Here is a 21973-nt window from a genome sequence, read left to right as displayed (position 1 = left end):
ATCAACCACCGGTCGAGCGGCGGCGCACCAGGACGACTCCGCCGACGATCCCCGCCACCACCAAGACACCGGCGATGCCCACGACCGCGAGGGTGGCACCGGATCCGCCGTCGGCGGGAGCCGCCGCGGCGTCACCGGCCGGGCATTCGTCCGGCATGTCGGAGATGTCGTCGTCGTTGATCACCCACTGGCCGTCGGGTCGGGCCAGCGCCATGATGCGGAACTCCCCGTCGTACTCGCTGCCCTGCGCGCAGCGCGGATATGCCACGGCCCGCATCTGGTGGCCCTGCTCGGGTCGCGCGGCATCGTCGATGAAACCCGAGGTGACGGTCCCGTCGAGCAGGAACGTGTGCTGTCCGCCCGGCGAAGGCCGCAGGAGACCGGAGACCTCGCGCCCGGCGCCTTCGTCCAGCGGCGCCAGGCCGCTGCGATCCGCCGGCAAGGCAGCGGTCGGTGGCACGTCGACGACCAGGCTGCCGTGCGGCATCCGCCAGTCGCTGGAGACCACCGTCCCGGTGATGTAGACCGGCTGACCCACCGCGTACTCCCCGGTCAGGCCGTGGTGCGCGTACGCCGCGCCAGGAACGGCCAGCAGCGCGACCGCGACCACCGCGCAGACACCCGACCAACGACCTCGACCGATCACGCCGACCTCCAGTCAAAACGCCCAAAGGGAACAGGTGATCAGGAATCTAGCGCCGCGGACCCCGCCACGTCAGCAGTTGGCGAGTAAACGCTCGCAAAATTCTCTCGTGTTGCCGATCGCTCCGGGTCCTGGCCTACGGGGCCGCCATCGCGGTGGCGGGCTGGGTGTTCGCGGGCATCGCCGCCGTCGCCGCCCAGCTGGCGCGCAATGCCCGCACGGCGACCGCGGTCAGCCTGTCCGTGCTCGCCATCTCCTACGTGCTGCGCTATGCCGGTGACGCGAGCTCGCGGCACTGGCTGAAGTACCTGTCCCCGATCGGCTGGAGCCATCTGGTGCGGGCCTACCAGGACGAGCGGTGGTGGATGCTCGGGATCTCGATCCTCGTCGGCGCTGTCCTGCTCGCCGTCGCCTATCAGCTGCTCGACCGCCGCGACCTCGGCGCCGGACTGTTGCCCGAACGCCTCGGGCGCGCGACGGCCCCGGAGCTGCGCGGCCCGATCAGCCTGGCCTGGCGGCTGCACCGCGGCCTGCTGGTGAAATGGATGGCCGGAGTCGCGTTCTTCGCGGCGGCGGGCGCCGGGTTGAGCCCGCTGGGCCGGGATCTGCTCGCGCGACCGAGCATCGTGGTCGACAACATCAGGAACACCCTCGGCGTGCCCGCGGACGCGACGCTCGGCGCGTACTGCTGGTACATGATCCTGATCCTCGCGTACGCCATCGCTCTCTACCCCGTGCTCATGACGCTGCGGCTGCGCTCGGAGGAGACCTCAGGCCGCGCGGAGGCGGTACTGGCCACCCCGGTGACCCGGCTCCGGTGGGCGGTCGGGCACCTGGTCGTGACCGGGCTCGGCACGCTGTACTCGGTGCTCGTGGGCGACCTCGCCACCGACCTGCCCCGCTTCCTGGCCGGGGCGCTCGGCGCCGTCCCGGCCGCCTGGTGCGTCGCAGCGGTGTGCGTGCTCGCCTACGCGATGCTGCCGCGGGCGAGCACGGCGATCTCCTGGATCGCGTGGATCCTGACCGCCGCGCTCGGGCAGGTCGCCGGTCCCCTGTACGGGGCGTGGGGCGGCAGCCCGCTGGAGCCGTTCCACTACATCCCCAACGCCTTCGCCGCAGCACCGGACGCCAGACCGGTCCTGGTCCTGCTCGCGGTCACGGCGGCCCCGCTCGGCGGCGGACTGCTCGCACTCCGCCGCCGCGACTTCGGGTAAGAGAGTGCGGGACAGGAATCGGATTTCACGGCAGTGGCCCCCGTGCGGAGCCGCCACGGCGACTCGCACGGGGGCCACTGCCCGAAACCGGTTGGAAAGAGGCGCTCAGACCGTGAAGCCGAGGGCGCGCAGCTGTTCGCGGCCCTCTTCGGTGATCTTCTCCGGACCCCACGGCGGCATCCAGACCCAGTTGATGCGGAAGTCGTTGACCAGCCCGCCACCCGGCCCGCTGGTCAGCGCGGCGCGCGCCTGGTCCTCGATGACGTCGGTCAGCGGGCAGGCCGCCGAGGTCAACGTCATGTCGACGGTAGCGGTGTTGTCCTGCTCGACGCGGATGTCGTAGACCAGGCCGAGATCAACCACGTTGATCCCCAACTCCGGGTCGACCACGTCGCGCAACGCTTCCTCGACGTCCTCCAGCGCGGCGACCTCAGCGGACGGCGCGGCCTGCTCGGGCAACGCCTCGGCGCTGCGCACCACGTCGGTTTCCTGCACCAGGGCTTCGTCGCTCATGACAGTTCCGCCTCTCCGCGATTCACTGTTCCGCCTCTCCGCGTTTCTCAGTGGTGGTTGCGTCCGGCTCAATCTCGCGTTTCGCGGTTTCTTGTGGCTGGCTTGCGTCACGGTCCCCTGAGGTGCGGTTTAGGAGGAGGACTGAGGTTGACACAGGGCTGCTCATGACGCCTCCTCAACCACGACACGCGACACCGCGTCCTTGAAAGCCATCCAACCCAGCAGCGCGCACTTCACGCGCATCGGGTACTTCGCCACCCCCGCGAACGCGATGCCGTCCTCCAGCACGTCCTCGTCCGGCTCGATCTTGCCGCGGCCGTGCATCAACTCGCTGAACGCGGCCTCGGTGGTCATCGCCTCCCGCAGCGGCCTGCCGACCACCAGGTCGGTGAGCACCGACACGGAAGCCTGGCTGATCGAACAGCCCTGCCCCGAGTACGAAACGTCGTCGACGATGGCATCCGTGTCGGTGCCGGTCAACCGCACCCGGAGGGTGACCTCGTCACCGCAGGTCGGGTTGATCTGGAACGACTCGGCGTCGAACGGTTCCCGCAGGCCGTGGCGGTGCGGTTTGCGGTAGTGGTCCAGGATGATCTCCTGGTACATCTGCTCCAGCTGCATCAAGAATCCCCGGCAGTCTCGATCAAGCCACCCCGAAGAAGCGCTGCGCCTCGCGCACCGCATCCACCAACGCCTTGACCTCGTCCAGTTCGTTGTACAGGTAGAACGACGCCCGCACGGTCGCTGGAATTCCCATCCGGCGGTGCAATGGCCATGCGCAGTGGTGTCCGACCCGAACCTCGACGCCTTGATCGTCGAGGACCTGACCGGCGTCGTGCGGGTGCACGCCGTCGATCACGAAGGACACCGCACCGCCGCGGTGCTCGGTGTTGGTGGGCCCGATGATGCGCACCCCGTCGATCACCGACAGTTCCCGCAGCGCCAGCTCGGTGAGCTGCCGCTCGTGCGCGGCGACGCGGTCCATGCCGATCGCGTTGAGGTAGTCGACGGCCGCACCCAACCCCACGGCCTGCGAGGTCATCGGCACGCCCGCCTCGAACCGCTGCGGCGGCGCGGCGAAGGTGGACCGATCGATGTGCACCAGCTCGATCATCGAACCGCCGGTGATGAACGGCGGCATCGCGGCCAGCAGCTCGCGGCGGCCGTAGAGCACGCCGACCCCGGAGGGGCCGAGCATCTTGTGCCCGGAGAACGCCGCGAAGTCCACGTCCAGCGCCTTGAAGTCCACCGGCGAGTGCGGCACCGACTGGCAGGCGTCCAGCACCACCAGCGCCCCGACCTGGTGCGCCCGCGACACGATCTGCTCGGTCGGGTTGACCGTGCCCAGCACGTTGGACTGGTGGGTGAAGGCCACCAGCTTGGCCCGCTCGGTGATCAAACCGTCCACATCGGACAGATCGAGGCGGCCTTCGTCGGTGACCCCGAACCAGCGCAGCGTGGCGCCGGTGCGCTCGCACAACTGCTGCCACGGCACCAGGTTCGCGTGGTGCTCCATCTCGGTCACCACGACCTCGTCGCCCGGCCCGAGGCGGAAGCGCTCGGCCTCCGCCCCGGACGTGGCGGCGTTGCTCATGGCGTAGGCGACCAGGTTGATGCCCTCGGTGGCGTTCTTGGTGAACACCACCTCGTCCGCGTCAACACCGACGAAGTCGGCGATCCGCCCGCGGGCACCCTCGTACGCGTCCGTCGCCTCCTCGGCAAGCTGGTGCGCGCCGCGGTGCACGGCGGCGTTGGAGGTCTCCAGGAAGGAGCGCTCCGCATCGAGCACCTGGCGCGGCCGTTGCGAAGTCGCACCGGAGTCCAGGTACACCAGGCGCCGTCCCTCGCGGATGGTGCGTCCCAGGATCGGGAAGTCCGCGCGGATGGCCGCCACGTCGAGTGGCGTGGTCGAGGACCTCGCACCCGAGGTGCGAGGAGGCTGAACGGTCATGACTGGACGGCCGCCTCCTTCTTGCCGGTGAAGCGCACGTAGCCCTTCTCCTCCAGCTCGTCGGCGAGTTCGGCGCCACCGGACTCGACGACCTTGCCGTCGGCGAAGACGTGCACGTAGTCGGGCGTGATGTGCTTGAGGATCCGGGTGTAGTGGGTGATCAGCAGCACACCCTTGCCACCCTTGGTGTGGTAGCGGTTGACGCCCTCGGAAACCACCCGCAGCGCGTCGACGTCCAGGCCGGAGTCGGTTTCGTCGAGGATCGCGAACTTCGGGTCCAGCACGTCCAGCTGCAGGATCTCGTGGCGCTTCTTCTCACCACCGGAGAAGCCCTCGTTGACGCTGCGCTCGGCGAAGGACGGGTCGATGTCCAGGTCCGACATGGCCTGCTTGACTTCCTTGACCCAGTGCCGGATCTGCGGCGCCTCGCCGCGGACCGCGGTCGCCGCGGACCGCAGGAAGTTCGACATCGACACGCCCGGCACCTCCACCGGGTACTGCATGGCGAGGAACAGACCCGCGCGGGCCCGCTCGTCGACGGTCATCTCCAGCACGTCCTCGCCGTCGAGCAGCACCGAACCCGAGTCGATCCGGTACTTCGGGTGCCCGGCGATGGCGTAGGCCAGGGTCGACTTGCCGGAGCCGTTGGGGCCCATGATCGCGTGGATCTCGCCCGAGCCGACGGTCAGGTTGACGCCGTTGAGGATCGGCTTGGCGCCTTCCTCGGCGGTGAGGACCGAGCCGTGCAGGTCCTTGATCTCCAGGGTGGCCATTTCTTCTTCGTTCTCCTGGGTGTGTGAAAGCTCTGGTCAGGCGCCGACGACGGCGAGTTCTGCCTCGATCGCGGCTTCCAGCCGCTCCCGGACCGCGGGCACCGTGATCTTCTGCAGCAGTTCGCCGAAGAACCCGCGCACCACCAGGCGCCGGGCCTGGTCCTGCGGGATGCCTCGGGCCTGCAGGTAGAACAGCTGCTCGTCGTCGAACCGGCCGGTGGCGCTGGCGTGCCCGGCACCTTCGATCTCGCCGGTCTCGATCTCCAGGTTCGGCACCGAGTCGGCCCGCGCGCCCTCGGTCAGCACCAGGTTGCGGTTGAGCTCGTAGGTGTCGGTGCCCTCGGCCGCGGCGCGGATCAGCACATCGCCGATCCACACGGAGTGCGCCGAGTTGCCCTGCAGCGCCCCCTTGTAGAGCACGTTGCTGCGGCAGTTCGGCACCGCGTGGTCCACCAGCATCCGGTGCTCCAGGTGCTGCCCGGCGTCGGCGAAGTACAGGCCGAGCAGTTCGGCGTCCCCGCCCCGATCGCCGTAGGTGACGGTCGTGTTGACCCGCACCAGGTCGCCGCCGAGGGTGACGGCGAGGTGCCGGAACACCGCGTCGCGGCCCAGGTGGGCGTGCTCGGCGCTGACCTGGGTGGCGTCGTCGGCCCAGTCGTGCACGGAAACGATCCGCAACTGCGCGCCGTCGCCGACGACGAACTCGACGTTTTCGCCCAGCGTGCCGGAGCCGCGGTAGTCGATCACCACGACGGCCTCGGCGAACTGCTCGGCGCGCACCTGCAGGTGCCCGAAGGCGACCTCGCCCGCACCGGGACCGTGCACCGTGATGGTGATCGGGTCCGCGGGCTTGGTGTCCTTGGGCACCGTGACCACGGTGGCCTCGGTGAAAGAACTCCAGGCCTGCGCGGCGATCCGGTCCGACGGGATCCCGCCGCCGCCGATCCGCTTGTCGTCGCGGTCCACGGTCTCCACCGACGCACCCGCGCCGATGACCTCGACCTTGATGTTGCCGGTGGCGGTGGCGGTGCCGTCGTGCAGGCCCTTGAGCCGCTTCATCGGCGTGAAGCGCCAGTCCTCCTCGCGGCCGCCGGGCACCTCGAACGCCTCGACGTCGTAGGAGGTGAAGCGGGCCCCGCGCGAGGACTGCGGGACGCCCGTGCCGCCTCCGTGCGAGTGCTGGCCGAGGCCGTGCTGGGCGTCGGTCTTGGTGGTGCTCATCTCAGCCGACGGCCCCTTCCATCTGCAGTTCGATCAGCCGGTTCAGTTCCAGCGCGTATTCCATCGGCAGCTCGCGGGCGATCGGCTCGACGAAGCCGCGCACGATCATCGCCATCGCCTCGTCCTCGGTCAGGCCCCGCTGCATCAGGTAGAACAGCTGGTCTTCGCTGACCTTGGACACCGTCGCCTCGTGCCCCATCGACACGTCGTCGACCCGGACGTCCACGTACGGGTAGGTGTCGGAGCGGCTGATGGTGTCCACCAGCAGCGCGTCGCACTTGACGTTGGACGACGAGTGGTGCGCCCGCTTGGCGACCTTGACCAGGCCGCGGTAGGAGGTGCGGCCACCGCCGCGCGCGATCGACTTGGACACGATCGTCGAGGAGGTGTGCGGCGCCAGGTGCTCCATCTTCGCGCCCGCGTCCTGGTGCTGGCCCTCACCGGCGAAGGCCACCGAGAGCACCTCGCCCTTGGCGTGCTCGCCCATCAGGAACACCGACGGGTACTTCATGGTCACCTTGGAACCGAGGTTGCCGTCCACCCATTCCATGGTGGCGCCCTCTTCGGCCTTGGCCCGCTTGGTGACCAGGTTGTAGACGTTGGTCGACCAGTTCTGGATGGTCGTGTACCGGCAGCGGCCGCCCTTCTTGACGATGATCTCCACCACCGCCGAGTGCAGCGAGTCGCTGGAGTAGATCGGCGCCGTGCAGCCCTCGACGTAGTGCACGTAAGCGCCCTCGTCGACGATGATCAGGGTCCGCTCGAACTGGCCCATGTTCTCGGTGTTGATCCGGAAGTAGGCCTGCAGCGGGATGTCCACGTGCACGCCCGGCGGCACGTAGATGAACGACCCACCCGACCAGACCGAGGTGTTCAGCGCGGAGAACTTGTTGTCCCCGGCCGGGATGACCGAGCCGAAGTACTCCTTGAAGATCTCCGGGTGTTCCTTGAGACCGGTGTCGGTGTCCAGGAAGATGACGCCCTGCTCCTCCAAGTCCTCGCGGATCTTGTGGTAGACGACCTCGGACTCGTACTGCGCGGCCACCCCCGCGACCAGGCGCTGCTTCTCCGCCTCCGGGATGCCCAGCTTGTCGTAGGTGTTCTTGATGTCCTCGGGCAGGTCTTCCCAGGTCTGGGCCTGCTGCTCGGTGGAGCGGACGAAGTACTTGATGTTGTCGAAGTCGATCCCCGACAGGTCGGCGCCCCAGTTCGGCATCGGCTTGCGGTCGAACAACCGCAGCGCCTTCAGCCGGGCCTCAAGCATCCACTCGGGCTCGTCCTTCTTGCCCGAGATGTCGCGGACGACGTCCTCGTTGAGACCACGGCGGGCACCAGCGCCCGCGACGTCCGAGTCGGCCCAGCCGTACTCGTAACCCCCCAAGGTCGCGAGGGTCTCTTCCTGGCTGAGCTGGCCAGAGGCGTTGGGCGCCGTGGTGGGTGTGCGCTGCTCGGCAGCGGCAGTCATACGGACTCCCCTCCATCAGGAATCGGGGCGGTGCTCCACTGATCCTTCGGGATTGGACCAGCGGATTTCTGGGCGGGGTCCGGGCAATCGCCGCCCGAATCCGCGAACCGCGCGGTTGGTACGTGCGTGGTGCAGGCCGCATCACCGTTCGCGATGGTGGCCAGCCGCTGCACATGGGTACCGAGCACTTCGGCGAACGCCGCCGTCTCGGCCTCGCACAGCTGCGGGAAGTCCGCAGCGACGTGCGCCACCGGGCAGTGGTGTTGGCAGAGCTGTTCGCCGGTTCCGACGCTACGCGTCGAGGCAGCGTAGCCCTCCCTGGTGAGCGCGTCGGCAAGGACCTCCGCGCGCTCGGCCGGGTTGGCCGCGGCCGCCAGCACCTCCCGGTGGTTGGCCACCAGTTCGGCCATCCGCCGGTCGGCGAACTCGCGGACCGCCCGCTCACCCTCGTGCTCGGCGATGAACCGCAGCGCCGCCACCGCCAGGTCGTCGTAGGCGTGTCCGAACCGCGCCCGGCCCACCTCGGTGAGCAGGAACAACTTCGCGGGTCGGCCTCGACCGCGACGGCCTCGCGGCGAGGACTCCCTGGTGTAGGCCTCACCTTCGGCGACCAGCACGTCGAGGTGCCGACGTACCGCGGTGGGGCTCAACCCGAGTTCGTCGGCCACCGCCGCAGCGGCGATCGGCCCCCGTTCCAGCAGCAACCGCGCAACCGCGTGCCGGGTACGCCCGTCTCCGTACGCGGCCGCGCCGGGCTGGGCCGCGGGGCCCGGCTCGGTGACCGCGTCGGCCACTGCACCGACTTCGGCGGCAGTTGGAGGCGTCCCGACGTTTTTCACAACACGAATGTTACCTATTTAGGGCCGGGGACCATAGTGCGGGGCAGGCACGTGATCTGACTCACGCGATTACGCTTCGGCGTCGTGGCGGCAGGCGAAACGGAACAGACAGCGGCAGCCCGTCCGGCGCCGCACCCCGGGGCACCCCTGGACCGCACCGAACGGCGGCAGCTCGACGTCGTCCGCCGGTTCGGCACCACCGGATCCCTGGTCCTGGCCGTCGGCGCGATCGGCGCCGGGGCCGCCCCGGTGGACAACCCGCTGTCCGGGGCCCGACTGATCGGCCTGCCCACCCGGATCCCGACCGTGGCGATGGCCTGCTGCTGGCTGGGCATCCTGATGATCGTCATCGCCTGGCTGTGGCTGGGCAAGCTGTGCTGGCCGGGCCGGGACCGGATGCTGTCGGTCACCCAACTGGCCCGCACGCTGGCCATGTGGACGCTGCCGCTCGCACTGGCCCCACCGCTGTTCAGCACCGACATGTACAGCTACCTGGCGCAGAGCGAAGTGGCCGCGCGCGGCTTCAACCCGTACGTGCTCGGCTCGGCCGCCGCGCTCGGCGTCGACCACCCGTTCACCGCCAACGTGCCCAACATCTGGCGCGACACCCCCTCGCCGTACGGGCCGCTGTTCCTGATGTTCGGCCAGGTCATCTCGCGGATCGTCGGCGACAACGTGGTGTTCGGGGTGCTGGTGTGGCGCGCGGTGATGCTGTGCGGACTGGCCCTGGCGATCTGGGCGATCCCCCGGCTGGCGCGCCGCTGCGGCGTGCACCCGGCCGCCGCGCTGTGGCTCGGCGCGGCCAACCCGATCGTGCTGTTCCACGTGGTCAGCGGCATGCACAACGAGGCGCTGATGGTCGGCATCATGCTGGCCGCCATCGAACTCGGGCTGCGCTACCAGACCGTGCCGGGCACCATCGCCGCCGGTGTGCTGCTGACCATCGCCGGGGCGATCAAACCACCGGGCTGGATAGCGCTGGGCTTCTTCGGGATCTACCTGGTGCTGCGCCGCGGCGGCCGGTTCCGCGACCTCGCGCAGGTCGCCGCCCTGCTGGCCGCGGTGTTCCTGGCCACCATGACGATCATCACGGTGACCAGCGGCTGGGGACTCGGCTGGATCGACACCTTCGACGTGCCGAACCGGGTCAAGACGTTCATGGCGCCGCTGACCGCGTTCGGCATGACCGGCGGCGGCCTCAGCGCACTGCTCGGGCTGGGCAACCAGACCGACGCGATGCTGGTCATCACCAAGATCATCGGCTACCTGATCGTCGCCGTGGTGTGCCTGCGCATGCTGTGGGTGTCCTTCCGCGGCCGCATCGAACCGCTGACCGCCATGGGCATCACCTTCCTCACCCTGGCGCTGGCGGTGCCGGTGCTGTGGCCCTGGTACCTGCTGTGGTCGGTGGTGCCGCTGGCGCTGTCCACCAACAGCAACCGGTTCCGGACCACCGCCGCGGTGATCTGCGCCGCGGTCTCGCTGCTGGTACCGCCGACCGGCGCGGGCTTCCCGCTGCGCGCCTACCAAATCCCGCTGGCGGTGATCGCCGCGGCCGTCGCCTTCGCGATCACGCTCTGGCTGGTGCGCGGCAAGGTGCCCGGCCTGCTGCCGACCCGCAGCGGTGTTCCGCCCGTCACGCAATAGGCTTGGACGTCGTGAGCAACGTCGACAGTCCGGCCGTCCGGTTGCGGGGGCTGAAGAAGCGCTTCGGCGACACCGTCGCCGTTGCCGGACTCGACCTGTGCCTGCCGCGCGGCAGCGTCCTGGCGCTGCTCGGCCCCAACGGTGCGGGCAAGACCACCACCGTCGAGATCTGCGAGGGCTTCCAGCGCCCGGACAGCGGCGAGGTCCGCGTGCTCGGCATGGACCCGGGCGACCAGTCCGAGGCGCTGCGGCCGCGCATCGGCGTGATGCCGCAGGGCGGCGGGGCCTACCCCGGGGTGCGCGCCGACGAGATGCTGCACCTGATCGCCTGCTGCGCCACCAACCCGCTGGACCCCGCCTGGCTGCTGGACGTGCTCGGATTGACCTCCGCCCGCCGCACCCCCTACAAGCGGCTTTCCGGCGGGCAGCAGCAACGCCTGTCGCTGGCCTGCGCCCTCATCGGCCGCCCCGAGCTGGTGTTCCTCGACGAGCCCACCGCGGGCCTGGATCCGCAGGCCCGGCGACTGGTCTGGGACCTGGTCGGCGCGCTGCGCCGGGACGGCGTGAGCGTGCTGCTCACGACCCACCTGATGGACGAGGCCGAAGCGCTGGCCGACCGGGTGGTGATCGTGGACCGCGGCCGCGCGGTCGCCGACGGCACCGCCGAGGAGCTCACCGAACCCGAAGACGGCAGGCAGGAATTGCGCTTCCGCTCCCAGCCCGGACTGGACCTGAACCTGCTGCTGGCCGCGCTACCGGAAGGCTGCCAGGCCACCGAGCTGCGCCCCGGCGACTACGTCGTGCGCGGCGTGGTGGACCCGCAGGTGGTCTCGACGGTGACCGCCTGGTGCGCGCAGCACGGCGTGCTCGCGCAGGAACTCCGGGTCAGCCGCCGCAGCTTGGAGGACGTCTTCCTGGAACTGACCGGACGGGAGCTCCGATCGTGAACACCGAGACCAACGCTCCCGCCCAACTCGGCGCCCAGTTCCCGCCCGGCACGTTCGCACCCGCGCCCGGCCGGGGCCGCGCCGGGCGGATGCTGGCCGCGCAGACCAAGATCGAGGCGCTGCTGATCCTCCGGCACGGCGAGCAGGCGTTGTTGACGCTGATCATCCCGCTGGCACTGCTGATCGGGCTGAGCACGCTGCAGATCGGCAACGTGCCGGAGCCGCGGGTGGACTCGGTGATGCCGCGCATCCTGGCCCTGGCGGTGATGTCCACGGCGTTCACCGGCCAGGCCATCGCGCTCGGCTTCGACCGCCGCTACGGCGTGCTCAAACGGCTGGCCGCGACAGCGCTGCCGCGCTGGACGCTGATCTCCGGCCGGGTCCTGGCGACGCTGGTGGTGGTGGCCCTGCAGGCGGTCGTGCTGAGCATCGCGGCAGCCTTCTTGGGCTGGTCACCGGCGCTTTCCGGACTGCTGCCGACGATCCCGCTGCTGGTGCTGGGCACGCTCGCCTTCGGCGCGGCCGGGGTGCTGGTCGGTGGCGCGCTGCGGGCCGAGATCGTGCTCGCGGTGGCCAATGCGATCTGGTTCGTGCTGCTGCTGGCCGGTGGCGTGGCGCTGCCCGCCAGCGATCTGCCCGGCCCGGTCGGGCAGGTCGCCGGATACCTGCCCTCCGGGGCGCTCGCCGAGGCTCTCGACGCGGTCCTGGTGCAGGGCGCGCTGCCCGGTCTGCAGCCGATCGCGGTCCTCGCGGCATGGGGCGCGGTCTGCGGCGCGGTGGCGATCCGCACCACCCGGCTGACTTGACCAAGAACGAGGACAATTCTGGAACTCAGTTCTAGGGTGTGGCGCATGACGAAGATCGCGCGACAGGCCAAGAAGTCCCTGGAACTGATCCACGCCATGATCTACTTCGCGCCCGAGACCGCCGACGGTTTCGCCGAACTCGGCCTGGAACGCGGCCGGATGTCCTACTACGCCGGGCGATCCGCCCCGATGGGCCCGGTCTGCGCCGGAGTGGTCGCGGCGACCTTCTACAACTTCAACCCCGCATCCATCGCCCGCGCGATCCCCAAGGCCTGGTCGATCGCCGCCCCGCAAGCCGTGCTCGCCACCCGGCTGCGAGCCGCCGACGAGGCCCTGCGCCGAATGCTCGGCGAAGACGCGATCAGCTCGGCCGTCGTCTCCGAATCCGCCGAACTGGCCCGGGAAGCCGCGCAGGCGTGCCCGCCGGAAGGCAAGCCGCTGTACGCCGCGCACGCCGACCTGGAGTGGCCGGACGAACCGCACCTGAAGCTCTGGCACGCGGTCACGCTGCTGCGCGAGTTCCGCGGCGACGCGCACATCGCCGCGCTGCAGCATGGTGGGCTCAGCGGCATCCAGGCGCTCGCGCTGCACAGCACCATCGCCGGTGGTTTCACGCCCGATTCGGCGAAGAAGCTCCGCTCCTGGTCCGACGAGCAGTGGACGCGGGCCGTCCAGCAACTCCGCGAGCGCGAGCTCGTCGACGCCGAAGGCGAGATCACCGAGGCCGGTCTCGCGCTGCGGGAGGAGATCGAAACCGCCACCGACGCGATGTCGGTGGCCCCCTGGTCGGCCCTCGGCGAAGCCGGGACGGCGCAGCTGTTCCGCAACGGCGGCCAGCTCAGCAAGGCACTGCTGCAGGCGGGCGCGATGCCCGAGGGACTCCGCCGAACGCGCTGAACGCCGGGTTCTGCCCTGCGAACGGGCGGTTTTCCGGGCGTCCTACCATCGAGGTCGTGCCCACGACCTCGATGATCTCCCGGATCTCCCGCCCGACACCACGCGCTGTGCGGGTGCTGGCCCTCGCGGTGCTGGTGACCCAGGCGTTGATCGCGGTGACCGGTGTGATCGTCCGCGTCACCGGTTCCGGGCTCGGCTGCCCGACCTGGCCGCAGTGCTTCCCGGACAGCATGGTGCCGGTGCAGCACCCCGAGGTCGCGCTGCTGCACCAGGTGATCGAGTTCGGCAACCGGATGCTGACCGGCGTGATCGGATTCATCGCGCTGGCCTGCTTGCTCGCCGCCTGGGGCGTGCGGCCGTACCGGCGTCGGCTCGTGGGGCTGGCCCTGGTGATGCCGCTGGGCGTGATCGCGCAGGCGATCATCGGCGGCATGACGGTGCTGGTGAACCTGGCCTGGTGGAGCGTGTCGGTGCACTTCATGGCCTCAGCGGTGCTGATCTGGCTGGCCACCGTCCTGGTCAAGGCGACCACCGAGGGCGACCAGCGGCCGGTCGGGGTGGTTCCGCCGAGGATGCGCAAGCTGCTGGTCGCCCTCGTGGTGATCACTGCGGCGGTGCTGGTGCTCGGCACGCTGGTCACCGCTGCCGGTCCGCACGCCGGTGACCCGGACACCCCGCGACTCGCGCTGCCGGTGCCCACCTTGGTCGAGCTCCACGGGCTGCTGGTGATGGCCTACGTGCTGGTGCTCGCGGTGTTCGGCGTGTGGCTGCGCGGTGCGCGGCCGACCAGGACGCTGCTGAAGGTCTACGGCGCGGCCTGCGTGCTGGTGCTGGTGCAGGGCGCGATCGGATCCGTGCAGTACTACCTCGGCGTTCCCGAGGTGATGGTGGTGGCGCACGTCCTGTGCGCCACGCTGGTGATCATCATCACCGCACTGCTGTGGTGCGAGTCCCGCTACCGCGGCCCGCTGCCGGAGCCGACGCCCAAGACCACCGCCAAGGAATCCGTCGCCGCCTGACGCCGTGTGATTCCGGTCAAATCCTGTCCTCGAACTCGTTCTGCGTGGCGGTGCGGGTAGCGAACCAAGCGCGAAATCGCCCACCACGCCGCCGGTCACGAGAGTCGTTTGCCTTCGCGTTCCCAGCGCCGCCACAGATCCGGCATCTCGCCGGAGAGCCACTGGTAGAACTCGTTGACCTTGCGCAGGCGGCGGGCCCGTTCGCCCTGGCCGCTGAACATCCGCAGGCCCTGCCCGGTGAGCTCTTCGAGCGCGGTCACCCGCTGCATCCGCTGCCGCACCAGTTCCGGCCACCGGTCCTCCTCCACCCGGTACAGCGCCGCCTCGCGGCCCTGCCTGGTGGTCTTCGAGATCACGCCGAGCCGCATGAGCAGCCGCACGTTGGTGCTGATCGATCCGGTGCTGGCGGCCAGCCCGTGGGACAGCTCCGCCGCGGTGCGCTCCGGCGGGTCGCAGATCAGCAGGAACGCCAGGATCCGGCCGGCGATCAGCGGCATGCCCTCGGTGGCCTCGAAGTGCGCCGCCATCTGTTCGATCCACTCCGACATGGCTGGCCGGTCGGTGCGCTGCAAGTAGTCGGACACGACGACTCCAGGTGATCGATTTAGCCCTCGCTGAAAAAATAGACCACAGCGAAGGTATTGGCCAAGCAACACCCGCGGGCGTGTCGGGAAGTTTCAGCGCCTGGCCAAGGCGGCCCGGACCGCTGAGGCGAACCGCAGTTGGGCGCCGCCGTCGGTCTGCTGGAAGCCCAGCGACGGCTCGGCGAGCTCCAACTCCAGCAGCAGCGGCCTACCGTCCGACGCGCGGACCAGATCGACCCGCGCGTAGAGCAGTTCCCGGCGGTCCGTTCCGAGGAACGCACCGAGCCCGTCCATCGCGTCCTCGGCCGCGCGGCGCAGCGCCGGTTCCGGGACGACCGGCCGCAGGGTCTCGCCGACGAACAGCCCCGAGTCGTCCAGCGCAGCGGATTCCGACAGCATCGCGCCCTTGACGAACGCGTGCGAATAGGCGCCGCCGAGGAAGACCAGCGCGGTCTCCCCCTCCCGGTCCACCGCCTCCTGGTAGGGCTGGAGGACCACGACGTGCGAATCGGCGTGCAGCCCGTCGAGATGCTCGCGGGCGGCGTCCAGCGAGCCCGGACCGAACCGGCCCGCGCCCCGCGAACCGGCACCGACCGACGGCTTCAGCACGAACTCCCCATCCGGCCAGTCGGCCGCCGAGCCCGGCGCGATCAGCTGCGTCGGCACCACGTCCAGCCCGGACGCGGCGAGATCGACGAGGTAGTGCTTGTCGGTGTTCCAGCGCACCACGTCGGCCGGGTTGGCCAGGTTCGGCACCGACTCGCACCACTTCAGGAACTCCGCGCGGCGCGCCGGGTAGTCCCAGGTCGCCCGCAGGATCACCAGGTCGGCCGCGGCGAAGTCGACCGCCGGGTCGTCCCAGGGCGCCCACCCGGCGGACACCCCGACCTCCCCGAGCACCGCGGGCAGCGCGGTGTCGTCGCCATCGGATTCGGGCAGCTCGGCACAACTGGCCAGCAGCACCCGCGCCATCACCGGGCTCGCGGTCCGGCCATCTTGCGGCGGTGCGCGGCGCCGATCTTCAGCGCCGCGGTCGTCTCGCCGTCCCACTCGTGCGGCGACAGCCCGTCGACCGCCTCGACCAGTGCCGCACCGACGGCCACATCGGGCACCAGCACGTCGCCGAACCGGCCGTCCTCGCCGATCAGCACGATCCGGGCACCGGCCCGACCCAAGTTCTCCACCACCGCGCGCGCCGAGCCGCCGTGCTCGTCGACGAACGCCTTGGCGGTGGCGATCGCCTTCGCCGGCGGTGCGGCGGTCTGCTCGGTGTCCTTGTCGGCTGCCGTCATGCCCGGATCATAAACAAATTCCGCCGCACGACGGGAAAAACCGTTGCGCACGACACCCGATCACTTCGACCCGGGCGGCGGGCGGGTTCAACTGCCGGGTGGGTTCGGGGGAAGATCGGGGCGGTGTGACGAGTTGCACCCAATGACGACAGGGGTAAGGAGAAAGCATGCGCGCGATTCGGGTAGCGACCAACGGCGGACCGGAGGTCCTGGAGCACACCGAAGTCGAGGCGCCCGACCCGCAGCCCGGTCAGCTCCTGGTCGAGGTCGCCGCGGCCGGGGTGAACTTCATCGACACCTACCAGCGCAGCGGGATCTACAAGATGAAGCTGCCGTTCACGCCCGGTTCGGAAGGCGCGGGCAAGGTCGTCGCGGTCGGCTCCGACGTCACCGGCTTCCAGGTCGGCGACCGGGTCGGCTGGGCGATGGCCCCGGGCAGCTACGCGGAGCGGGCGCTGGTCCCGGCTGACAAGGCGGTGCTGGTGCCCGACGGCGTGGACGACCGGACCGCGGCCGCCGCGCTGCTGCAAGGCCTGACGGCGCACTACCTGGTCACCTCGACGCACCAGGTGCGCACCGGCGAAACCGCCCTGGTGCACGCCGCGGCCGGCGGCATGGGCCTGCTGCTCACCCAGTTGATCAAGTCTCGCGGCGGCAACGTGATCGGCACGGTGTCCACGCCGGAGAAGGAAGAGCTGGCCCGGCGGGCGGGGGCCGACGAGATCATCCGCTACACCGAGGAGGACGTGGCCAAGGAGGTCGAGGACCTCACCGACGGCCGCGGCGTGGACGTCGTCTACGACGGGGTCGGCAAGACCACCTTCGACGCGAGCCTGGCCAGCCTGCGCCCGCGCGGCACGCTCGCGCTCTTCGGCGCGTCCAGCGGCCCGGTGCCGCCGGTGGACCCGCAGCGGTTGAACGCGGGCGGTTCGCTGTTCCTGACCCGCCCCAGCCTTGCCCACCACATCCTGACCCGCGACGAGCTGGACTGGCGCGCGGGTGAACTGTTCAACTGGATCACCACCGGCACCCTCAAGATCCGCATCGGCGCCACCTACCCGCTCGCCGAAGCCCGCCGCGCCCACGAAGACCTGGAGGGCCGCCGCACCACCGGAAAACTCCTCCTGCTCCCATAACCAACCCATTCCGACGGGGTGCGGGCAGCAACCGAGGTGAAGGGCACCTTCCACCAAGTTAGTTGGTAGAAGGTGCCCCTCACCTCTCACCCGAACGGAGAACGGCGGCGCGGGAACCGGATTCGACGACGCGGCCAGGCGCACCGACCGTCGCGCTGCGGTGGACGATCATCGCCTACCTGCGGCTGGTCGCCGCCGTAACAGCGGCCCCGAAAGCGCTAGCGCCGGATCGCAATTCCACGAAATGCGCGCTTGCTCGGTTGAATATCGCAATTCCTCGCGAAATAGCGCGGGAATCAGAAGGGCCAGCCGAGGATCGGGAGGCCGAGGGCCGAATCCACGGCCAGGGCCACGAACACGATCATCAGATACGTGTTGGACATGTGGAACAGCTTCATCGGCTTGGTCTTCTCGCCGCGCTTGGTGGCCGCGTGCAGCCGGTGCGCCAGGTAGAGGAACCACCCGCCCGCGAGCACCGCGAACGCCGTGTACAGCCAGCCGGTGGCCGGGGCCAGCAGCAGCGTCCAGACCACCATCAGCCAGGTGAACACCACGATCTGCCGGGACACGTACGTCGGGCGGGCCACCACCGGCAGCATCGGGACCCCGGCGCGCTCGTAATCGTCCTTGTACTTCATGGCCAGCGACCAGGTGTGCGGCGGGGTCCAGAAGAAGATCACCCCGAACATCACCAGCGCGGGCCAGTCCACCCGGCCGGTCACCCCGGCCCAGCCGATCACCACCGGCATGCAGCCCGCCGCACCGCCCCAGACGATGTTCTGCGCGGTGCGCCGCTTGAGCACCAGGGTGTAGACGAAGACGTAGAACAGGATGGTCCCGACCGCCAGCGAAGCGGCCAGCAGGTTCGTCGTCGCCCACAACCAGCCGAAGGACGCCACGCCGAGCGCGATGCCGAAGATCAGCGCGTGCCGGTTCGACACGGTGTGCCGCACCAGCGGGCGGGCCCGGGTGCGCTTCATCACCTGATCAATATCCACATCGGCGACGCAGTTCAGCGCGTTCGCGCTGCCCGCCGCCATGGTGCCGCCGACCAGCGTGGCGAGCACCAGCCATGGCGACGGGATGCCGCGCGCGGCCAGCAGCATCGCCGGGATGGTGGTCACCAGCAGCAGTTCGATGACCCGCGGTTTGATCAACCCGGCATAGGCTTTCAGCAGCTCAACGGGCCGCCGAGCACGCCGTGTCCGGGGGGCGTCGACGGCGGTCGTCACGACGCTGCGCTCACCGGCGACATGGCACTCCTAACGGCATTTCCGACGACCTGGACCAACCCGGAAGTGCGCGCACCACGCGGAATTGGACCGCCGCGCAATAGTAGGCGCGCTACTGAAGGCACCCTCGCGCGGGTGCCGGGTGGCCCTGGTCACGCCCCTTTCCCGCTATCCTGGAGGAGGTCTCGATCAATGGCCGCGCGCAGCGCGACGTCCCATCTTGCGCAAAGTCGCCATCTTGCGTGAAGTCGCAGGGCACGGCAGGTTTCGGCCGGGTCTCCGGTATCGGCCGAACGGCGCGATCGTGACCCCGGGACAATGGGGCATCCCGCACTCCGGGGCATCCCGATGAGCGGGGAGACATCAATTCAGACGGGTCGGCACGTGGCTGATCGGACACGACTAGGCTGCCCGTCGGACGAGGGATAACCGCGGTTCGAATCGGTCCAGCGACCGCATTCACCGCCGAGGGAAAAAACTGGAGCTGCGTCCGTGTCCGTCACCGACGACCTTGCCCGCTTGACCACCAAGCGACTGCCCGAAGACTGGACCGAACTGGATCAGCGCGCCGTGGACACCGCGCGGGTGCTGGCCGCCGATGCTGTGGAGCACTGCGGAAGCGGACACCCGGGCACCGCGATGAGCCTGGCCCCCGCCGCCTACGCCTTGTTCCAGCGCGTCCTGCGACACGACCCCAGCGACCCGAACTGGATCGGCCGCGACCGGTTCGTGCTGTCGGCTGGACATTCGAGCCTGACCCTGTACGTGCAGCTGTTCCTGTCGGGCTACGGCCTCGAACTGGACGACCTGAAGTCGCTGCGCAAGTGGGGTTCGAAGACGCCGGGCCACCCGGAGTACGGGCACACCGCCGGGGTGGAGACCACCACCGGCCCGCTGGGCCAGGGCCTGGCCACCGCGGTCGGGATGGCGATGGCCGCCCGCCGCGAGCGCGGCCTGTACGACCCGGAGACCGCGCCGGGTGACAGCCCGTTCGACCACCACATCTACGTGATCGCCTCCGACGGCGACATCGAGGAGGGCATCACCTCCGAGGCGTCGTCGCTGGCCGGTACCCAGCAGTTGGGCAACCTCACGGTGATCTACGACGCCAACGAGATCTCCATCGAGGACGACACCCGCATCGCGCTGTCCGAGGACACCGCCAAGCGCTACGAGGCCTACGGCTGGCACGTCGTCACGGTGCACGGCGGCGAGGACGTCCAGGGCCTGCTGGCGGCCATCGAGTCGGCCAAGGCGGAGACGACCCGGCCGACAATGATCGTGCTGCGCACCGTGATCGGCTACCCGGCGCCGACCAAGATGAACACCGGCAAGGCGCACGGTGCCGCGCTGGGCGCCGACGAGGTGGCCGGGGTCAAGCAAGCCCTGGGCTTCGACCCGGCCCAGTCGTTCCAGGTCGACACCGAGGTGCTGACGCACGCCCGCGAGGTCGTCGCGCGGGGCCAGGCCGCGCACACCGAGTGGCAGGTCGCCTTCGACAAGTGGGCGGCGGCCAATCCGGAGCGCAAGGCCCTGCTGGACCGGCTGAGCACCCGCGAGCTGCCCGCCGGTTGGCAGCAGAAGCTGCCGACCTGGGAGGCCGACGGCAAGGCGGTGGCCACCCGCAAGGCCTCCGGCGAGGTGCTGGCCGCGCTGGCCGACGTGCTGCCCGAGCTGTGGGGCGGTTCGGCCGACCTGGCGGAGAGCAACAACACCACGATCAAGGGCGCTGACTCGTTCGGCCCGGAGTCGATCTCCACCGGCAGCTGGAGCGCCAACCCGTACGGCCGGACGCTGCACTTCGGCATCCGCGAGCACGCGATGGGCGCGATCCTCAATGGCATCGCGCTGCACGGCGGCACCCGCCCCTACGGCGGCACCTTCCTGGTGTTCAGCGACTACATGCGCCCGGCCGTCCGGCTGGCCGCGCTGATGAAGGCCCCGGCCATCTACGTGTGGACGCACGACTCGATCGGCCTGGGCGAGGACGGCCCGACGCACCAGCCGATCGAGCACCTCGCGGCGCTGCGCGCGATCCCCGGCTTCTCGCTGGTCCGCCCGGCGGACGCCAACGAGACCGCGGCCGCTTGGAAGGCGATCCTGGAGGACCCGAGCGGCCCGGCCGGTCTGGCGTTGACCCGCCAGGGCGTGCCTACCCTGGAGGGCGTGGCCGCCGACGGCGTCGCCAAGGGCGGTTACGTGCTGGCCGAGGCAGGCAGCGGTGCGCCGCAGGTGGTGCTGATCGGCACCGGCTCCGAGGTCCAGCTCGCCGTCGAGGCCAGGAAGATCCTGGAGTCCGAGGGCGTTGCCACTCGTGTGGTGTCGATGCCGTGCGTGGAGTGGTTCGACGCGCAGGACGAGGCCTACCGGGAGCAGGTGCTGCCGGGCGCGGTCAAGGCCCGCGTCTCGGTCGAGGCGGGCATCGCGATGCCGTGGTACCGGTTCGTCAAGGACGCCGGTGAGTCGGTGTCCATCGAGCACTTCGGCGCCTCGGCCGACTACAAGACCCTTTACACCGAGTTCGGCATCACCGTGGACGCCGTTGTCGCGGCGGCCCGGCGCAGCCTGAGCAACGTCGAGCAGGCGTGAGCGGAGGAATTCCTGTGACCACCAACCCGAACCTCAAGGCGCTCAGCGAGGCCGGGGTATCGATCTGGCTGGACGACCTGTCCCGCCAGCGGATCTCCTCGGGCAACCTCGCCGAGCTGATCACCGACAAGGCCGTCGTCGGGGTGACCAGCAACCCGACGATCTTCGCCAACGCGCTGTCCAACGCCGCCGACTACAACGGCAAGGTGCGCGAGCTGGCGGCCCGCGGCGCGAGCGTGGACGACACGGTGCGCGAGCTGACCACCACCGACGTCCGGGACGCCGCGGACATCTTCCGCAACGTCTACGAGTCCACCGGCGGCGTCGACGGCCGGGTTTCCCTGGAGGTCGACCCGCGGCTGGCGCACGACACCGATCGCACCGTGGCCGAGGCCGTTGACCTGTGGAAGGCCGTGGACCGGCCGAACCTGATGGTCAAGATCCCGGCGACCCTGGCGGGTCTGCCCGCGATCACCCGGGTGCTGGCCGAGGGCGTGAGCGTCAACGTGACGCTGATCTTCTCGGTGCAGCGCTACCGCGAGGTGATGGACGCGTTCCTGGCCGGGCTGGAGCAGGCCAAGGCCAACGGCCACGACATCAGCCAGATCTCCTCCGTCGCGTCGTTCTTCGTGTCCCGGGTGGACACCGAGATCGACAAGCGGCTGGCGAAGATCTCCGGCGGTGACCGGCTGCGCGGCAAGGCCGCGATCGCCAACGCCCGGCTGGCCTACGCCGCCTACGAGGAGATGTTCGGCACCGAGCGCTGGAAGGCGCTGGAGGCCGTCGGCGCCAAGCCGCAGCGTCCACTGTGGGCATCCACCGGTGTGAAGGACCCGGCCTACTCCGACACGCGTTACGTGGACGAGCTGGTCGCGCCGAACACGGTGAACACCATGCCGGAGGCGACGCTGAAGGCCACCGCCGACCACGCCGACCTGCGCGGCGACACGGTCCGCGGCACGGGCCCCGCCGCGCAGCAGGTCTTCGACGAGCTGGCCGCCATCGGCATCGACTTGGACGACGTGTTCGCGGTCCTGGAGCGCGAGGGCGTCGAGAAGTTCGACAAGTCCTGGGCCGAGCTGCTGCAAACCGTCAGCGAACAGCTCGCGCAGGCCGAGTAACGAACCGTCGAAGTCTCCGGGATCCGGGCCGGTGCGCGCCTGCCGCACCGGCCCGGATCGGCGACACTGTGGTCGCATGGAATC

The 21973-nt window shown here is 70.0% G+C and carries 21 protein-coding genes; 9 read left to right on the top strand and 12 right to left on the bottom strand.

The genetic code is table 11. The features are described from left to right. Window position 1: 1 nt before the first annotated feature. Window positions 2–646, bottom strand: coding sequence for a hypothetical protein (locus ACTWQN_RS07320; protein WP_443202570.1), 645 nt, complete (start codon window positions 644–646; stop codon window positions 2–4). A 152-nt stretch (window positions 647–798) separates the two neighbouring features. On the opposite strand from ACTWQN_RS07320, the gene ACTWQN_RS07315 reads away from it, so the two are divergent. Further along, complete coding sequence (locus ACTWQN_RS07315; protein WP_443202569.1) at window positions 799–1857, top strand: efflux permease Rv1217c-related protein; 1059 nt, start codon at window positions 799–801, stop codon at window positions 1855–1857. A 105-nt stretch (window positions 1858–1962) separates the two neighbouring features. On the opposite strand, the gene ACTWQN_RS07310 is transcribed toward ACTWQN_RS07315, so the two are convergent. The 7 genes from ACTWQN_RS07310 to ACTWQN_RS07280 all read right to left on the bottom strand — a co-directional run bounded on the left by ACTWQN_RS07310 (window position 1963) and on the right by ACTWQN_RS07280 (window position 8619). Next, a complete protein-coding gene (locus tag ACTWQN_RS07310) occupies window positions 1963–2370 on the bottom strand; it encodes a metal-sulfur cluster assembly factor (protein WP_242183803.1) in 408 nt (135 codons plus the stop codon). A 162-nt stretch (window positions 2371–2532) separates the two neighbouring features. Further along, window positions 2533–2991 carry a Fe-S cluster assembly sulfur transfer protein SufU gene (sufU, locus tag ACTWQN_RS07305; protein WP_443202568.1) on the bottom strand — a complete coding sequence of 153 codons (459 nt, stop codon included), beginning with the start codon at window positions 2989–2991 and terminating at the stop codon, window positions 2533–2535. 22 nt (window positions 2992–3013) lie between these two features. Continuing rightward, window positions 3014–4321 carry a cysteine desulfurase gene (locus ACTWQN_RS07300; protein WP_443202567.1) on the bottom strand — a complete coding sequence of 436 codons (1308 nt, stop codon included), beginning with the start codon at window positions 4319–4321 and terminating at the stop codon, window positions 3014–3016. Beyond that, window positions 4318–5094, bottom strand: coding sequence for a Fe-S cluster assembly ATPase SufC (gene sufC / locus ACTWQN_RS07295; RefSeq protein ID WP_443202566.1), 777 nt, complete (start codon window positions 5092–5094; stop codon window positions 4318–4320). The genes ACTWQN_RS07300 and sufC overlap by 4 nt, the downstream gene beginning before the upstream one ends. 36 nt (window positions 5095–5130) lie before the next feature. Continuing rightward, on the bottom strand, window positions 5131–6315 hold the full coding sequence (gene sufD, locus ACTWQN_RS07290) for a Fe-S cluster assembly protein SufD (protein WP_443202565.1): 1185 nt from the start codon (window positions 6313–6315) through the stop codon (window positions 5131–5133). A gap of 1 nt (window position 6316) precedes the next feature. Further along, entirely contained in the window at window positions 6317–7780 is a 1464-nt protein-coding gene (gene sufB, locus ACTWQN_RS07285) for a Fe-S cluster assembly protein SufB (RefSeq protein WP_443202564.1), read from the bottom strand. Continuing rightward, window positions 7777–8619, bottom strand: coding sequence for a helix-turn-helix transcriptional regulator (locus ACTWQN_RS07280; RefSeq protein WP_443202563.1), 843 nt, complete (start codon window positions 8617–8619; stop codon window positions 7777–7779). The genes sufB and ACTWQN_RS07280 overlap by 4 nt, the downstream gene beginning before the upstream one ends. 84 nt (window positions 8620–8703) lie before the next feature. On the opposite strand from ACTWQN_RS07280, the gene mptB reads away from it, so the two are divergent. From mptB to ACTWQN_RS07255, 5 genes are all read left to right on the top strand, one after another. Beyond that, window positions 8704–10266, top strand: coding sequence for a polyprenol phosphomannose-dependent alpha 1,6 mannosyltransferase MptB (mptB, locus tag ACTWQN_RS07275; RefSeq protein WP_443202562.1), 1563 nt, complete (start codon window positions 8704–8706; stop codon window positions 10264–10266). Between the two features lie 11 nt (window positions 10267–10277). Continuing rightward, entirely contained in the window at window positions 10278–11213 is a 936-nt protein-coding gene (locus tag ACTWQN_RS07270) for an ABC transporter ATP-binding protein (protein WP_443202561.1), read from the top strand. Between the two features lie 89 nt (window positions 11214–11302). Then, window positions 11303–12019 (top strand): ABC transporter permease, encoded by a 717-nt coding sequence (locus ACTWQN_RS07265; RefSeq protein ID WP_443202852.1) that lies wholly within the window; start codon window positions 11303–11305, stop codon window positions 12017–12019. 45 nt (window positions 12020–12064) lie between these two features. Further along, the gene (locus ACTWQN_RS07260; RefSeq protein ID WP_443202560.1) at window positions 12065–12916 is read left to right on the top strand and encodes an SCO6745 family protein; all 852 of its coding nucleotides are present in this window, start codon (window positions 12065–12067) and stop codon (window positions 12914–12916) included. Between the two features lie 56 nt (window positions 12917–12972). Further along, a complete protein-coding gene (locus ACTWQN_RS07255; RefSeq protein WP_443202559.1) occupies window positions 12973–13935 on the top strand; it encodes a COX15/CtaA family protein in 963 nt (320 codons plus the stop codon). 95 nt (window positions 13936–14030) lie between these two features. Here ACTWQN_RS07255 and ACTWQN_RS07250 read toward each other — a convergent pair whose 3' ends face one another. The 3 genes from ACTWQN_RS07250 to ACTWQN_RS07240 all read right to left on the bottom strand — a co-directional run bounded on the left by ACTWQN_RS07250 (window position 14031) and on the right by ACTWQN_RS07240 (window position 15811). Next, window positions 14031–14519 (bottom strand): GbsR/MarR family transcriptional regulator, encoded by a 489-nt coding sequence (locus ACTWQN_RS07250; RefSeq protein WP_443202558.1) that lies wholly within the window; start codon window positions 14517–14519, stop codon window positions 14031–14033. Between the two features lie 93 nt (window positions 14520–14612). Next, window positions 14613–15494 carry an ATP-grasp domain-containing protein gene (locus tag ACTWQN_RS07245; protein ID WP_443202557.1) on the bottom strand — a complete coding sequence of 294 codons (882 nt, stop codon included), beginning with the start codon at window positions 15492–15494 and terminating at the stop codon, window positions 14613–14615. After that, window positions 15491–15811, bottom strand: a complete 321-nt coding sequence (locus ACTWQN_RS07240; RefSeq protein WP_443202556.1) for a hypothetical protein — start codon at window positions 15809–15811, stop codon at window positions 15491–15493. The genes ACTWQN_RS07245 and ACTWQN_RS07240 overlap by 4 nt, the downstream gene beginning before the upstream one ends. Window positions 15812–15978: 167 nt before the next feature. Between ACTWQN_RS07240 and ACTWQN_RS07235 the strand changes: the two genes are divergently transcribed. Next, the gene (locus tag ACTWQN_RS07235) at window positions 15979–16947 is read left to right on the top strand and encodes a quinone oxidoreductase family protein (protein ID WP_443202555.1); all 969 of its coding nucleotides are present in this window, start codon (window positions 15979–15981) and stop codon (window positions 16945–16947) included. Window positions 16948–17243: 296 nt separating this feature from the next. Here the strand turns inward: ACTWQN_RS07235 and ACTWQN_RS07230 are convergent, their stop codons facing one another. Continuing rightward, a complete protein-coding gene (locus ACTWQN_RS07230) occupies window positions 17244–18179 on the bottom strand; it encodes a heme o synthase (protein ID WP_443202554.1) in 936 nt (311 codons plus the stop codon). Between the two features lie 519 nt (window positions 18180–18698). Here ACTWQN_RS07230 and tkt point away from each other — a divergent pair. Further along, complete coding sequence (tkt, locus tag ACTWQN_RS07225) at window positions 18699–20768, top strand: transketolase (protein WP_443202553.1); 2070 nt, start codon at window positions 18699–18701, stop codon at window positions 20766–20768. Between the two features lie 14 nt (window positions 20769–20782). Continuing rightward, window positions 20783–21889: a transaldolase gene (gene tal / locus ACTWQN_RS07220; protein ID WP_443202552.1), complete on the top strand. Its 1107-nt coding sequence runs from the start codon at window positions 20783–20785 to the stop codon at window positions 21887–21889. Window positions 21890–21973: the final 84 nt, after the last annotated feature.

It is taken from the genome of Saccharopolyspora antiqui (genome assembly GCF_052246905.1).
GTDB lineage: Bacteria > Actinomycetota > Actinomycetes > Mycobacteriales > Pseudonocardiaceae > Saccharopolyspora.
Note: the sequence above shows the minus strand (reverse complement) of the source record. Positions and strands in the feature narration are given on the sequence as shown.